The organism is Flavobacterium sp. I-STPP5a (genome assembly GCF_009764685.1).
In the GTDB taxonomy this organism is placed as follows: Bacteria; Bacteroidota; Bacteroidia; order Flavobacteriales; family Flavobacteriaceae; genus Flavobacterium.
In genome coordinates this window covers 1-14,485 of record NZ_VHLM01000021.1, presented here as the reverse complement: position 1 = coordinate 14,485, position 14,485 = coordinate 1, and the positions used below count along the sequence as shown (strand labels likewise).

Below are 14,485 nucleotides of genomic sequence, written 5' to 3'. Positions count from 1 at the left end.
AAAAGCTGTACGATTTATGTACAGCTTTTTAGGAAATCATTTATTGGTTGATTAAACTACCTTCTTCTTTTTTCTCGTTGTTTAATAAACTTGGATTTTCTTTTGCCAATTTGTTCTTAGTTGGTATTTTGTAGTTCAAACTAAAACCAAATTTCCTTGTGTCTTGCTTACTGCTTATGAGTAAAGGTGTCTCAAAGGAATTGAATGCGTTTCTATTCGTATTCAAAATATCATCAGCAAAAAGAGATACTGTCAACTGATCTTTTAAGAATTTTTTCGAAAAAGTAAAGTCTAATGAATTCCTAAGTGGCTCTACCGCAATAAAGTAAAAATAATTTCCTCTTGGAATAACATAATTATAATTGGCAACAAATTTTACTTTTTTGGGCAAGAGTATCTGAGACATAAAATTAAACATCCAAAAACCGTTTGTATCTACTTTGGGAATTTGATGGTATTGATACCCTGCATACACGTATAAAAAATTCATGGTATCAGGATTTACATTCATTTTCATAGTTTCGGCTAGACCTTTGGTAAACAACATATAGGGAATAGGCATTCCTACACTAAAATTATGAATCTTAACCTCTTGGATATTTTCATTTGTATTGACTACAAGATTATTAGTTAGTAAAACTCTGTTGATCACTTGATTTTTTGCAACACTCATGTTGTAGCTTATGAAAGCATAATCAAAAGCACTTAGTTTAACTTCATAATTATCAAAAATGGTAGGCTGCAAGTTTGGGTTACCAGAATATTCAATATTCGGATTTTGATAATTAGTGTTATTTGGATTCAATGCCGATGTACTTGGTAAGGTGATTTTTTTGTTATAGTTCATATTAAAGTACAAGGCATTACTAAAATTGTATTGCGCACTTGCATTAGGAAAAAATCTAAACTGATCAAATTCTGCAAGTTTAGCAACATCTGTATTTCCTGATATGTTGTAATCTTCGGCTCGACCGCCAAGAATAAAATTAAATTTGTCAAATTTTGTTTGAAACTCTACATAAGTTGATGTCGTTTTTCGCTTGTAATCTAAATTGGTTACACCTCTATTAGAAGCATCAAACATCAGTTCTTCGTACAACGCACCTACATTTAGCTTACCTTCATCAGAGAATTTAATAGGTTGTGAAAAATCTACTTTTGCATTCAATACCTCTTGTTGTGAAGCATTGTCTAATAACGGGGTGGTTGAACCTGCTGGTTCTAATTGAAACTCATTAGAATTGCGGTTATAATTGAATCTAAACTCTAGTTTTTTTGCCGCATTTTCAAACTTTTTTTGATAGGTAACTACCGCGTCATGACGAAAACCACCGCTCATTGAAGCATCATCAGTTGTGAACCCTGGACCATTTGAAAGCGTTTGACTGTTATTATTGTTGTACGTAAGATCATAATTAAGCAGTAATCTATCTTTTCCAATATCAAAAGTAAGCGCTGATTTTATAAAATTATTTCGGCCCACACGATCAGCTTCTGTTGCTGTTAATAAAGCGCTACCACCGTTTTCCTCATTTTTTAAGGAAGTCCATAAAGCATTTTCTCTATAATTTTGCCCCAGATTTAATTGCCATCCAAAATATTTATTCTTGGCACTCAATAACACACTATTATTTACTCTCCAGCGCACATCATCATAACTGGTTACACTAGTGCTATTAGTGTAAGTAGCACTTAAATAATTTTTGGCGTTTTTATTGGTAATTATATTAAGGATTGCACCTCCCGAAGTTGCCGGAAACTCGGCGCCTGGCTGTGTAATAATTTCAATTTTTTCAATAGCATTAGCTGGCATTCCCTCTAGAAAAGCATTGAGTTCATTAGTAGAAATATTAAGTGGTCTACCATCCATAAACACATCCAGCTGCTTGCCTTGAAACATCATTCCAGCAATATCTGATGCTATTAAACCTGGCAATTTCTTAATTCCCTCTAGCACAGAACCTGTATTTAAGCTAGGTTGATCAGAGAAGTTAAAGATGGTTCGGTCTGCTTTTTGCTCCACTGCTTTTTTAGTTTTTACAATGGTTACTTCTTTCAACTCTGTAGTTTTTTCAGTTTCAGTTTCAGGAGTTTTCTCCGGAGTAGTTTGAGCAATACTGCCCGTTATACAAATCAAACTCAACAAAATAATAAAATGTATTTTTTTCATGTTTTTTATATCAGATACCCCATAAGACATCTTTATAAAGGAAATGTTACAAAATAGATCAAATAATTTTTCTTAGAAATACAATAATACATTAAGATTAAACCTTTTTTAGAACAACGTGTCCTACTGTAAATAACTCTATATGAACGCACAAACACTCTGGTCTTTACGACTTGGTTTTTCGTCAAAGCAAGCCGAAAAACTACAAACTATGGGAATTAATTCATTTCTAGAGGCTTCGTTTGCAACGTTACATGATCATAAAGTTCCTGGTTTTATGGTTGACAGCCCAAAATCTATAACCGAATTACAACAATATAGAAAAAAACTTAAAGATGCCAGTCCAGAACAAATAAAGGAATTGCGTAAAAAGGAAGCACAAACTGCACTCGAATTGAAGAGTTGGTGGATTGATAAAATGCAAAACGAAACCTATCCGCTACGCGAAAAAATGACCTGTTTTTGGCACAATCATTTTGTGTCAACGTTACAAAAAGTGAAGGTCAATTATTGGGTTTTTCAACACAATCAAATACTTAGAGAAAATGCATTTGGAAATTTTAAAACCTTAACAAAAAAAATAATTCAAAGCAATGCTATGGTGCGCTACCTTGACAATGTAGACAATAGAAAAGGCAAAATAAATGAAAATTTAAGTCGGGAATTACTAGAATTGTTTACTCTAGGTATTGGGAATTATACTGAAACAGACATAAAAGGTGGCGCTAAAGGACTTGCAGGACTTGGTCTTGGCGAAGACCACGCAGTATACCGAACCTTTTTTGAAGATGATGAAGCTTTTGACTATCTAGGCAAAAAAGGAAGTTTTAAAATTGATGCTATGATAGACCTTATTTTTGAACAGCCACAAGTTCCTTATTTGTTGACTCGAAAAATTCTAAAATGGTTTATTTATGACAACCCAAATGAAGAATTAGTTAATTATTATGGAGACTATTTCAGAAAAAAGAATTTTGAAATAGAGCCTTTACTTTTAAAAATTTTCACCGAAGAGTATCCTAAAAAAACAGCGGGCTCCAAAATAAAAAACCCACTAGAATACAGCCTCCAAATAATTCACGAACTTGGAATCAAAACTACTAATACAAAAATGATTGTGCTTTTTTGTAAGCAACAAGGAATGGATTTGATGGACCAACCCAATGTAAAAGGATGGGATGGCGGAAATTCATGGTTAACATCCCAAGTGTACTTACAACGCAATAACGTAGCCGATTTACTTTGTAACGGAAAAAACTTAAATCGGAATTTTAATGCTGAAATGAAGGAAAATAAAAATGCAAATAGAATCGTGAATCTTCAATTAAAATGGAACAAAACGGATACCAATAAAACGATCATCAATGCATTTGAAAACCAATTATTATTCCAAATTGACGACGTCATGAAGGCCGATTTTGAAAAAATATTGAAATATGATTTTGACGGTTCAACTGAAGGCTCACAATTTGCAGTGCTGCGATTGGTAAATTTCATGATAAAAACCCCAGAATTTCAACTTATCTAAAGCTAGCATTATGAACCGAAGAAACTTTTTAAACTTAACAGGTACTCTTACTGCAGGAACTCTGCTTTTACCAGATTTTTTATATTCTTTTGGAAAACAAAAAAGTATAATTACTGGAGAGCAATGTGTAGTTTTTATTCAACTCAACGGCGGAAATGATGGCTTAAACACCTTTATTCCGTATCAGGATATGATGTATTATGACTTTCGTCCAAAAATTGCAATTTCAAAAAATGAAATACTCCAGTCAGCACAAGGAATGGGTTTTCATCCAGCTTTAAAAAACTTTGCACAAATGCAACAAAGTGGAGACTTAGCTGTAATCCAAAATGTTGGGTACCCAAATCCTGTAAAATCTCATTTTAGAAGTCAGGAAATTTGGCAAACAGCTCCTACAAATCAAGAGTTTTTAAATGACGGTTGGTTAGGACGTTTCTTAGATTTACAATGTAAGGATCATCAGCCTACAGCAGGGATAAACATTGATACTATTGACAACTTAGCGCTCAAAGGTGACGAACCTAATTCGATCACGGTAAAAGATCCAAACCGATTTCTTGCTGGAAACAAAATGGAGGTCAACTCTAAACTAGCAACAAATCCACAATTAGACTTTGTTAGAAAAATAGCAAACTCCGTAGTTGAAGGTGCTGACGAGATACAAAATGCCCTTAAAAAAGGAGCTCCCGCTGAAGTGGTATATCCTAAAACTGGTTTGTCCAAAAATCTAGAATGGATGGCGCGCTTGATTAAAGGAAATCTAAACTCAAAAGTGTATTATACCTCACTGAATGGTTTTGACACGCATGATAACCAACTTATAATTCACAACAACAAACTTACAGAACTGAATGATGCTGTATTTAGTTTTTACCAAGACTTAAAGAAAGCGGAGTTGTTAGAGAACGTTACTATAGTAGTTTTTTCTGAATTTGGCCGACGCGTCAAAGACAATGGTAAAGGAACAGATCATGGAACTGCTGCACCTCTATTTGTCATTGGCGGAAGCAATAAAGGAACAATAATTGGTAACAACCCTAATTTACAAGACTTAGACGGAGGAGATTTAAAACATGAAATCGATTTTAGGAGTGTATATGCATCGCTTTTACAACAAAAAATGGAGTTTGATCCCGTTAAAATTGGGATAAGAAACCCTGAATTAAAAGGACTTTTTTAAAAACGCTGTAAATCACTTTAAAAAACTATCTTTGCCCGCTTTTAAAAATTGAACAAAAATGATGAAAAATAGTATTTTAAAGGGAGTATTCCTTGTGGGACTCGGTGCTACTAGCTACGGAATGTTGGCTACGTTTGTAAAAATTGCTTACGGTGAAGGCTTTACAACTCCTGAGGTAACCATTGCACAATTCACCTATGGAATTTTAGGAATGCTACTGATAAATGCTTTTCAAAAATCAAAAAAAGGGACTGAGGTTGTGAAAGCATCTACAAAAAACATTACCCAATTAATGCTTGCCGGAACCTCACTAGGTATGACCAGTGTTTTTTATTATTTAGCTGTAAAATACATACCGGTATCAATTGCTATTGTGCTATTGATGCAAACCGTTTGGATGGGTGTTATATTTGAAATGATTTTAGAAAAAAAAGCACCGTCAACACAAAAAATAATATCGGTTTTAATAGTTCTTGCAGGAACCGCCTTGGCTACAAATTTAATTGAAAGTACAGTAGATCTAGACTGGCGTGGTATCGTTTTAGGACTCTTGGCTGCCACTTCCTTCACCACTACCATGTTCACTGCAAATAGAGTAGCTACTCAAATTTCATCTGCACAACGCAGTCTTTATATGCTACTTGGCGGAGCGGTAATTGTTACTGGGTTTGCTATAGCTACACAAACAGGTGCCTTTAACTTTGATATTTTTCTTAAATGGGGTATTGTATTAGCGCTTTTTGGCACTATCATTCCACCTTTATTATTCAATGCTGGATTCCCACTTACAGGTATCGGACTAGGCAGTATTGTATCCGCATTAGAACTTCCTGTATCTGTGCTAATGGCCTATTTTTTATTGAGTGAACCAGTAAATAGCTTGCAATGGTTAGGCATTATTTTGATTATAATTGCAATTGTGATTATGAATATCAACTTCAAAAAGACTTTGTAAAGACTATTTGATTCTAATTAGCTTTAATTGGGCTTTTTTCTCTAAATTCGTAATAAACAATTTTATCATGAATTTACCTTGGCATTTGTACGGAATGGCTTTTATATATTTCATTGCAGGAATAAACCATTTTAGGAATCCTAGATTATACTTAAAAATCATTCCGCCCTATTTCCCAAAACCCAAAGCGCTAAACGCCATCAGTGGATTAGCCGAGATTATTCTTGGTATAACATTATGTATACCGCAGCTGTCAAACGCAGCTGCATGGGGCGTAATTGCTTTGTTAATTGCCATTTTTCCTACTCATATTTACATGTATTTTGATCCTAAAGCTAGCATGGGATTACCAAAATGGGTATTGTTCCTGAGATTACCTTTGCAGTTTGCATTGATTTTTTGGGCATATCAATATACGTAAAATTATGGAATCCTTTTTTGAAAATCAGGAACAACCGATACAATTTCAGGTTCCAGATGCTGAAATCACGTATTACCCTGCCTTTTTTGATTTGGCTACAGCCAATGAAATCTACCTGAGCCTAGTTCAAGATATCCCATGGCAGCAAGATGACATTCGCGTTTTCGGAAAAGTTCACCCGCAACCACGATTGACTGCACTTTATGGAAATGAAGGGAAGCCCTACTCCTATTCTAATATTACCATGCAGCCACACCCTTGGAATGCGCTGTTGCAAAAACTAAAAAAACAAGTGGAGGCTGCCGCCAATACTATTTTTACAACCGTTCTTTTAAATCAATATCGAGATGGAAAAGACAGTAATGGTTGGCATGCTGATAATGAAAAAGAACTGGGAATCAATCCTATAATTGCTTCTTTAAGTTTTGGTGCAACTCGAAATTTCCAAATGAAACACAATCTTTTGAAGGATAAAAAACTAAACCTTTTACTAGAACACGGGAGTTTACTGCTCATGAAAGGAAGTACACAACATTTCTGGAAACATCAAATTCCAAAAACTGCAAAACCTGTAGAACCCAGAATAAACCTTACTTTTAGGGTAATTATTTAGCAATAAAGAAGCAAATAACCAATCATTGAACTACAAATTTATATACACTTTATCAATAATAGTTAGGCAAAATATAGAAAATTTGTTTCAACAAATCTAGTCTACGGATTTTTTACGACACAACAGAAATGCAATAAAAAATAAACATCAAAAAATACTTAAAAAAAATATTTTAGAAACAAGAAAAAAAATGCAGTTTTGGTAAAATCAATTGATTTTTTTCTTAATATTGGTAATAAATTAGAAATCTACATTATTAACCATTTACAACTTATTTGAATTAATTTTCACGTGATGAAAAAGAGTAACCGAAAAGAATTAAACTGGGAGCAAACAGAAAAACTTGTTACAATGGCTTTAGAAGAAAAAAATCCTTTTGAAATCATTAAAAAAGAATTTGGCTTAGCAGAAAAAGAGATTCTCGAAATCATGAAAAAGAAAATGCCTGCTGAAAAATTTGAAATGTGGAAAAAGAAAGCTACTGCAAATAAACCAAAACCAAAACCTCTTAAAATTGATGATTTTGACGAAGATTTGGATGGTAAATATTATATCAAAAACAAACTAGATTAAAACACGAAACTCCTGATTTACGGGAGTTTTTTTGTTTGCTTACAATTCAAAAAATAGGGTAGCAGTTACAAGAATAAACAAAACCATTTCATTCGAAATAATGGGTTGGCACAAACTGTGGAGCCTTCAAAGCAAACTAACCATTCCCAAAGAGAACATAGTAAAAGCCTATCAGGATGAGTCTGAGATTACATTCTGGAAAGGATTGCGTATGCCCGGAACAGAAATCCCAGGGTTACTTGCAGCAGGTACTTTTTACAAAAACGGAAGAAATTTTTGGGATGTATCCAATAAAAAAAATGCAATCGTAATTACCCTTCGAGAGCACTATTACAAAAAACTCTTCATTGAAGTGCAAAATCCACAGCTGGCACTACAACAACTAAACAATCTTTAAATGAAATGTATCTACACTCTACTTTTTTCTGCATTATGGTCCTGCTGCTTTGCTCAAAATAAGAATTTCACAACCTCTGTCATTGACGTCAATCCTTTGATAAAAGGAACTTTATACACACCTAATGAAATTTCAAAAAGTAAAACTCTAGTTATTATTATTGCCGGCTCTGGTCCAACAGATAGAGACGGCAACCAAAGAAATCTAGTCAATAATTCCTTGAAATTTTTATGCGAAGGTGTAGCTACTAAAGCCATCCACGCCTTCAGTTATGACAAAAGGATGTTTGCTATGGCGCAGACAGGAAAAGTAGATGAAGCTTCGCTGTCATTTAACGACTTTATTACAGATGCCAACGATGTGGTTCAGTTTTTTAAAAATGAAAAAAAATACAAAAAAATAGTAATAATAGGTCACAGTGAAGGCGCATTAATAGGATTAGTAGCTGCAAACCAAAACACAAACGCTTACATTTCAATAGCTGGTGCAGGACGAGGCATTGATGCTGTTATTCTAGACCAAATTGCACTACAAGCACCATTTTTAAAAGATGAAGTGCAACAAAATTTAGAGATCCTAAAAACCGGCAAAACATTTGAGCTTAAAAACCAAATGCTCACTTCCTTTTTTAGACCTAGCGTGCAGCCTTACATGATTTCTTGGTTAAAATACCAACCACAAGATGAAATTAAAAAACTACAAATACCCATCTTAATAATTAATGGCACGAAAGATTTACAAGTAAGTGTTACGGATGCTCAACTACTTAAACAAGCAAAACCCGAGGCTAAGCTAGTACTCATAAATAATATGAATCATGTATTAAAAGACATAACGGGTGATGATATTGCAAACAGAGCTAGTTACAATAGTCCAGAATTAGCCAATTCCAATCAGCTACTGAATGAAATACTTTCTTTTCTTAAAAATTTAAAGTTGTAACAAAAACCTGAACAAGCAGACTAATTGCTTTAAATAATATATACTCAATGAAAAAAATAATTTATTCCTTAGCAGTTGTAACAATGCTGTGGAGTTGCAAAACAACAAGTACCACAGCAACATCTGCTGTAAAAGAAGAGGTTAATGTAACAATTGACATTAACAATGTAAAAGAGGACAAGGTGTTAGTAACAATTGCTGCTCCAAAAATAAAAACAAACGAAATCACATACAGTGTCCCAAAAATAATTCCGGGTACTTACTCCATAGATGATTACGGAAAATATATTGAAGATTTCAAGGCATTTGATAGCAAAGGCGGTCAACTTACCGTTACCAAAACGGATGACAATACTTGGAACATTCAAAACGCAACTACATTAAGTAAAATAACATACCTTGTTAATGATACTTTTGACACTGAAAAAGGTGGTGGTTTTGGTAAAAATGATGTTTTCTCTCCAGCAGGAACAAATATTGATGCAGGTAAAAATTTCATGCTGAACATGCACGGATTTGTAGGCTATTTTGATAATAAAAAAGACATATCATATACCTTATCAGTCTCACATCCTGAATCGTTGTGGGGTGCTACATCTATGAAAGATCTTGACAACAGCACAACAAATGACGTATTTAATACCCCGAGATACTCAGAACTTGTAGAAAACCCAATCATGTATGCAAAACCAGATTATACTGCATTTACTGTTGATGGGATGGAAATATTAATCAGTGTTTTTTCTCCAAATGGAAAAGTGACTGCTGAAAGCATTACTCCAGACATGAAAACCATGATGATTGCTCAAAAAACATTTTTAGGAAAAATAAATGCTACAAAAAAATACACTGTATTGCTGTACTTATCAAGTATGACTCCTACAGATGCAAAAGGCTTTGGTGCATTAGAACATCCTACAGCAACCACGGTAGTACTGCCAGAGGCCATGCCTAAGGCTGAGCTCGTAAAAGCAATGAAAGATGTAGTTTCACATGAATTTTTTCACATTGTAACTCCGTTAACAATTCACTCTAAAGAAATTCACTATTTTGATTTTAATACCCCAAAAATGTCCGAACATTTATGGATGTATGAAGGCATTACAGAATATTTTGCAAATCTTTTCCAAATCAATCAAGGGTTGATTACTGAAGAAGAATTTTACACGCGAATGGCTGAAAAAATTGAAAATTCAAAAAAACTAAATGACACCATGCCTTTTACAACCATGAGTGCCAACGTTTTGACAGAGCCTTACAAAGCACAATACTTAAATGTATACGAAAAAGGAGCACTTATAGGTATGTGTTTGGATATCATCATCAGAGAAAAAAGCAATGGCGAAAGAGGCGTTCTGGATTTAATGCAAAAATTATCTGTTGAATATGGCGTTGCAAAACCATTTAATGACCAGGAACTTTTTGATAAAATAACTTCATTTACGTATCCTGAAGTAGGTGATTTCTTAAAGACCTATGTAGCAGGCCCTACTCCTATTCCTTACGAATCTTTTCTAGCTAAAGTAGGTGTTTTAAAAAGTTCTGAAAAAGTTCCAGCAAATGTATTCCTTAAAGGTCAAGTTCCGTACATTACCGTAGACCAGGCAACAAAGGAAATTAGTATCATCCCAAACATAGAACTTAATGTATTTTACAGCACTTTAGGACTTGTGGGAGGCGACACCATTCTTGCCATCAATGACAAAGCTTACTCTCTTACTAATATTTACGAAATGATAACGGATAGCCAAAAATGGAAAGAGGATGATTCAGTTGCTGTAAAAATTAAACGTAACGGCGTAGAACAAGTGATCAAAGGAAAAGTAAAACTTCCTTACGAAGACAAGGAAGAACTCAAAGCTACAGATGTATCTAAAACCACACTAAAACAAGCATGGTTAAAAGGATAATAATTTTAACTCACTAAACAGAATCCTAATTTAGAAATAAATTAGGATTTTTTTTGTAAAATAAAAAAAACACAACAGCATTCCAACATTTTTCTTTATTTTGCGCCACAATAACAATGAAACCAAAACCGCTGTACAACGCTTATATACAGCGCTATTTAATCACAACATCAATATCAACATGAAAAAAACAATATTTGCTCTTGTTACACTAGCATTATTATCCTCTTGTAATAAAGAAGATGCAAAAGGCAACCTACACATCACAGGAAACATCAAAGGTTTAAAGAAAGGAACTCTATACTTACAAAGAATACTAGATACTACATTAGTTCCTTTAGACACCATAAATATCGATGGAAATGCTTCATTCGAAAGTCATATCAACTTAGAATCACCAGAAATGCTATATTTATTCCTTGATAGAGGCGTAAGTAATTCATTAGACAACAACCTTTCTTTTTTTGCTGAACCAGGTAACATGACAATAGACACCAATCTTGATAATTATCTAATGGGTGCCAAAATAACTGGATCAAAAAACAATGATGTATTTGAAGAATACAAATTAATAAAAACACGCTTTAACGAAGAAAACTTAGAGTTAATCCAAAAGAAATTCAGCGCAATTAAAACCCAAAATAACAAAAAAATAGACAGTTTAAGTGCTAAGCAAGATTCTAATCTGAAAAGAAGGTATTTATTTGCTACAAATTTTGCTTTAAATAATAGAGATTATGAAGTTGCTCCTTACATTGCCTTATCTGAAATATACGATATCAACATTAAATATTTAGATACCATTCAAAAATCAATGTCCCCAAAAGTTGCTCAATCTCTTTATGGAAAAAAGCTAACAAAATATGTAAGCTCATTGAAAAAACAAGAATAGACATAATCAGTATTAAAACATTTTAAACTGCCCTAAAAGATATTTTTTGGGCAGTTTTTTTTATGACTTTCCTGAAATGTGTTTTAAAAAAGCTGATTAATATTACCTAAAACAAAAGTTCTTTAAAAAAGTGATGTCTTTTATTCAAAGATACAGCTACAGTCTGTTATCAAAAGTTAATGTCCAGCGTTTAATTATAGTTGACTTATAAAATATTGGCAAGCCGCAATAATGTAAAATGATCACTTAAAAAGGCTAGAATAGCCTCGTAAACACCATTCCTATAATAAGTAGTGCATATAATGAAAAAACTACCAAGGTCATAATTCCAATATATTTATAATGTGATTTCAAATACTCAAATGAAAGGGTTAAAGCAGCCGTATCATTATTTTTTATAGCCAGTTTAGCATTTGAAGCAAACTTATTCAAGTAATAGATCGGAAAAAAATAAAGTACTCCTATCAAAATGTAAATAAATGCAACACCCAAACCCATTGACGATTCTAAAAACCCCATTGAACCACTAGTACTTCCTACAACAGCAAAGGTTATCCCTATAATTAGAGCAATCAAGACAATAAATCCTACGCCAATAAATCCTAGAATAGACAAATAATAAGCCCATTTTGCAGTTTCAGCTAATAAATCTTTGGCAGTTGTAGTAATTTGTAAATCTAAATTTTCAACGGTAGTTTGTTCTTCCATAATTAATAGATGTTAGTGTTAGTTTTCAAATGTAACAATAACAATCAATTTAAAAGAATATCATGTAAGTAATTATTGCTATAAACACAAAACCACCTAATAAAAATTAGGTGGTTTACAAAAGAGCCGGCGGAGGGACTCGAACCCACGACCTGCTGATTACAAATCAGCTGCTCTAGCCAACTGAGCTACGCTGGCGACTCATTACGGGTGCAAATATAATGCAGTTTTTTAATTAAACAAATATTTTATTTAAATATTATTCAAATATTTTTCGGCTCAGGAACAAAACCTTGGGAGAAATAATTTACACTTCAGATATTTGTTTAAAAGAAAGAATTAGAATCGTATATAGAATTACTGAAATTAATATTACCGAGCTTTTGAATCAGAATTTAAATCTTACTCCCTTTAAAATTTCCGAAGAAAAATTACACCTGAATTTTGAAGAAAAAGCAAAACCTTCAAAGAAATTCACCACCATTGCATTGGTAACCAAATGATTCACAGCTAAAATTACGATTTAATATTTTTCGTTTAAGAAGTAAGTTTGTGTACTTACATGTTAAAAGACATCGTTGGACCAATAAATCCAATGGAGAAATCATAAAAAGAGGTTGGTATTTAGTAGCTACAGGAACCCACATGACACAAGCGTTTCCGCCTTTTTAAATAGCAATTAATCGATAACACTCCTGTTAATTGCAAAATACTTGGTAATTTCTTTGGTTTTAAAGGTAAAAAACTAAAAAGACAGTGTAAAAACACCTGAGTTCCTTTGGTTCTTGGAAACCGAGACAAAATGGTGATCAATGGATTATTTACCCCGAAAATATTGGCGCGCATTTATCTATTGACAGAGTGGCTTTGTCTCACTTAGAAATTTATACTATTATCAACAACAAGAAAGAAAAAGGTAAAAAAGGAACTATCGACGCTATGATTGCATGAACTAAGGCAGAGGACGTAATAGAACATAGCTATGAAATTGATTATCTAAGAGGTTATCAGTCAAAAAAAAACATTAGATATGATTAATTCCATGAAATTGACAGCAAAAAATACTTACCAACAGCAATATAATTAACCAACAGATTCCATGTTCAAAAACTACCCTAGAGGCTTTTAAGAAATCAAATACGGTTAGCAAGCAATCGATCAAGAAAATGAAGCTATAGAAAAAGCTAAAAAAGGCACCAAAAAGTTTGAACCTAAAGTATTATCTAATGGAGACACACTTAAACAACTACTAGCTCGCAGCCGCTATTTACTCTATAAAAACAAATCTAAATGGTCCGAAAACCAAATAGAACGTGCCACGCTATTATTTGAATTATATCCCGATATCGAAAAAGCATAAAATTTAGCCCAAGAGTTGAGAAATACCTTCGAGACAACAACAGATAAAATCATTGGACCCTCAAGATTAGCTAAATGGCATGAAAAAGTAAGTCAATCTGGATTTAAGTCTTTCAATACAATCTCAAGATCTATAATAAATCATTACCAAACCATACTAAACTATTTTGATAACAGAAGCACAAACGCATCTGCAGAGTCGTTCAATGCTAAAATAAAAGCTTTTAGAACTCAATTTAGAGGCGTTAAAAATGTTGCATTATTCCTTTTTAGACTAACAACTATTTATGCTTAATTTTTCATTCCCCACAGGTTTTGGGATTGATCCGTTTCTTCTTCTTCAGACCGTCTAATCTTTTTACATACTAGCCAACTTTTGAACTTTATCCGATTCAGGTCTTGAACCATAAAGACTTGTATTAAAGACCAAACCCTCCAACACGACAGTGTTGAAGGGTTTCTCTATGTACTCAGAGCGGGACTTGAACCCGCACGAACATTGCTGTTCACTGGATTTTAAGTCCAGCGTGTCTACCAATTTCACCATCCGAGCTGGTTGTGGTACCTCCAGGGATCGAACCAGGGACACATGGATTTTCAGTCCATTGCTCTACCATCTGAGCTAAGGTACCTTACTTGTAAAAAGTAAATGATATAAAAAAAGCCCATCCGATTAGAATGGGCTTTCAAAGAAAGGCGACGACATACTCTCCCACATAACTGCAGTACCATCTGCGCAGGCGGGCTTAACTACTCTGTTCGGGATGGGAAGAGGTGAGCCCCGCCGCAATAACCACCTTAAGATTATTGTTTAAGGAGTTTCAAGTTTTTATAGTC

13 protein-coding genes, 3 tRNA genes, 1 rRNA gene and 1 pseudogene are annotated in these 14,485 nt (G+C 33.6%); 12 read left to right on the top strand and 6 right to left on the bottom strand.

The genetic code is table 11. The features are described from left to right. Positions 1-40: 40 nt before the first annotated feature. Entirely contained in the window at positions 41-2,170 is a 2,130-nt protein-coding gene (locus tag FJV36_RS05290; RefSeq protein ID WP_158980886.1) for an outer membrane beta-barrel protein, read from the bottom strand. Between the two features lie 142 nt (positions 2,171-2,312). On the opposite strand from FJV36_RS05290, the gene FJV36_RS05285 reads away from it, so the two are divergent. The 10 genes from FJV36_RS05285 to FJV36_RS05240 all read left to right on the top strand — a co-directional run bounded on the left by FJV36_RS05285 (position 2,313) and on the right by FJV36_RS05240 (position 11,581). Next, positions 2,313-3,698: a DUF1800 family protein gene (locus FJV36_RS05285; RefSeq protein WP_158980884.1), complete on the top strand. Its 1,386-nt coding sequence runs from the start codon at positions 2,313-2,315 to the stop codon at positions 3,696-3,698. Between the two features lie 10 nt (positions 3,699-3,708). Next, complete coding sequence (locus FJV36_RS05280) at positions 3,709-4,878, top strand: DUF1501 domain-containing protein (RefSeq protein WP_158980882.1); 1,170 nt, start codon at positions 3,709-3,711, stop codon at positions 4,876-4,878. Between the two features lie 58 nt (positions 4,879-4,936). After that, a complete protein-coding gene (locus FJV36_RS05275) occupies positions 4,937-5,833 on the top strand; it encodes a DMT family transporter (protein WP_158980880.1) in 897 nt (298 codons plus the stop codon). Positions 5,834-5,900: 67 nt separating this feature from the next. Further along, entirely contained in the window at positions 5,901-6,254 is a 354-nt protein-coding gene (locus FJV36_RS05270; RefSeq protein ID WP_158727757.1) for a DoxX family protein, read from the top strand. Between the two features lie 4 nt (positions 6,255-6,258). Continuing rightward, positions 6,259-6,867, top strand: a complete 609-nt coding sequence (locus FJV36_RS05265) for an alpha-ketoglutarate-dependent dioxygenase AlkB (protein ID WP_158727756.1) — start codon at positions 6,259-6,261, stop codon at positions 6,865-6,867. A gap of 294 nt (positions 6,868-7,161) precedes the next feature. After that, entirely contained in the window at positions 7,162-7,440 is a 279-nt protein-coding gene (locus FJV36_RS05260) for a DUF2805 domain-containing protein (protein ID WP_158727755.1), read from the top strand. Between the two features lie 100 nt (positions 7,441-7,540). After that, entirely contained in the window at positions 7,541-7,837 is a 297-nt protein-coding gene (locus FJV36_RS05255) for a hypothetical protein (protein ID WP_158727754.1), read from the top strand. Further along, positions 7,838-8,779: an alpha/beta hydrolase gene (locus FJV36_RS05250; RefSeq protein ID WP_158727753.1), complete on the top strand. Its 942-nt coding sequence runs from the start codon at positions 7,838-7,840 to the stop codon at positions 8,777-8,779. Between the two features lie 47 nt (positions 8,780-8,826). Further along, the gene (locus FJV36_RS05245) at positions 8,827-10,689 is read left to right on the top strand and encodes a peptidase M61 (RefSeq protein WP_158727752.1); all 1,863 of its coding nucleotides are present in this window, start codon (positions 8,827-8,829) and stop codon (positions 10,687-10,689) included. 181 nt (positions 10,690-10,870) lie between these two features. Continuing rightward, complete coding sequence (locus tag FJV36_RS05240; protein WP_158727751.1) at positions 10,871-11,581, top strand: DUF4369 domain-containing protein; 711 nt, start codon at positions 10,871-10,873, stop codon at positions 11,579-11,581. A 255-nt stretch (positions 11,582-11,836) separates the two neighbouring features. Here the strand turns inward: FJV36_RS05240 and FJV36_RS05235 are convergent, their stop codons facing one another. Both FJV36_RS05235 and FJV36_RS05230 read right to left on the bottom strand, forming a co-directional pair. Next, the gene (locus FJV36_RS05235) at positions 11,837-12,289 is read right to left on the bottom strand and encodes a hypothetical protein (RefSeq protein ID WP_158727750.1); all 453 of its coding nucleotides are present in this window, start codon (positions 12,287-12,289) and stop codon (positions 11,837-11,839) included. Positions 12,290-12,413: 124 nt separating this feature from the next. Then, a tRNA-Thr gene (locus tag FJV36_RS05230) sits at positions 12,414-12,487 on the bottom strand. Positions 12,488-12,582: 95 nt separating this feature from the next. On the opposite strand from FJV36_RS05230, the gene FJV36_RS16460 reads away from it, so the two are divergent. Continuing rightward, positions 12,583-12,792: a hypothetical protein gene (locus FJV36_RS16460; RefSeq protein WP_199250887.1), complete on the top strand. Its 210-nt coding sequence runs from the start codon at positions 12,583-12,585 to the stop codon at positions 12,790-12,792. A gap of 650 nt (positions 12,793-13,442) precedes the next feature. Next, positions 13,443-13,943, top strand: a pseudogene (locus FJV36_RS16455) (transposase). Positions 13,944-14,115: 172 nt separating this feature from the next. Here FJV36_RS16455 and FJV36_RS05215 read toward each other — a convergent pair. From FJV36_RS05215 to rrf, 3 genes are all read right to left on the bottom strand, one after another. Next, positions 14,116-14,201: transfer RNA gene (locus FJV36_RS05215), tRNA-Leu, on the bottom strand. Between the two features lie 6 nt (positions 14,202-14,207). Further along, positions 14,208-14,280: transfer RNA gene (locus tag FJV36_RS05210), tRNA-Phe, on the bottom strand. Between the two features lie 59 nt (positions 14,281-14,339). Beyond that, positions 14,340-14,449 (bottom strand): 5S ribosomal RNA (rrf, locus tag FJV36_RS05205). Positions 14,450-14,485 lie beyond the last annotated feature (36 nt).

Coding starts and splice junctions, on each gene's coding strand:
- FJV36_RS05290 (WP_158980886.1), bottom strand. CDS start 2,170: ATGAAAAAAATACATTTTATTATTTTGTTGAGTTTGATTTGTATAACG.
- FJV36_RS05285 (WP_158980884.1), top strand. CDS start 2,313: ATGAACGCACAAACACTCTGGTCTTTACGACTTGGTTTTTCGTCAAAG.
- FJV36_RS05280 (WP_158980882.1), top strand. CDS start 3,709: ATGAACCGAAGAAACTTTTTAAACTTAACAGGTACTCTTACTGCAGGA.
- FJV36_RS05275 (WP_158980880.1), top strand. CDS start 4,937: ATGATGAAAAATAGTATTTTAAAGGGAGTATTCCTTGTGGGACTCGGT.
- FJV36_RS05270 (WP_158727757.1), top strand. CDS start 5,901: ATGAATTTACCTTGGCATTTGTACGGAATGGCTTTTATATATTTCATT.
- FJV36_RS05265 (WP_158727756.1), top strand. CDS start 6,259: ATGGAATCCTTTTTTGAAAATCAGGAACAACCGATACAATTTCAGGTT.
- FJV36_RS05260 (WP_158727755.1), top strand. CDS start 7,162: ATGAAAAAGAGTAACCGAAAAGAATTAAACTGGGAGCAAACAGAAAAA.
- FJV36_RS05255 (WP_158727754.1), top strand. CDS start 7,541: ATGGGTTGGCACAAACTGTGGAGCCTTCAAAGCAAACTAACCATTCCC.
- FJV36_RS05250 (WP_158727753.1), top strand. CDS start 7,838: ATGAAATGTATCTACACTCTACTTTTTTCTGCATTATGGTCCTGCTGC.
- FJV36_RS05245 (WP_158727752.1), top strand. CDS start 8,827: ATGAAAAAAATAATTTATTCCTTAGCAGTTGTAACAATGCTGTGGAGT.
- FJV36_RS05240 (WP_158727751.1), top strand. CDS start 10,871: ATGAAAAAAACAATATTTGCTCTTGTTACACTAGCATTATTATCCTCT.
- FJV36_RS05235 (WP_158727750.1), bottom strand. CDS start 12,289: ATGGAAGAACAAACTACCGTTGAAAATTTAGATTTACAAATTACTACA.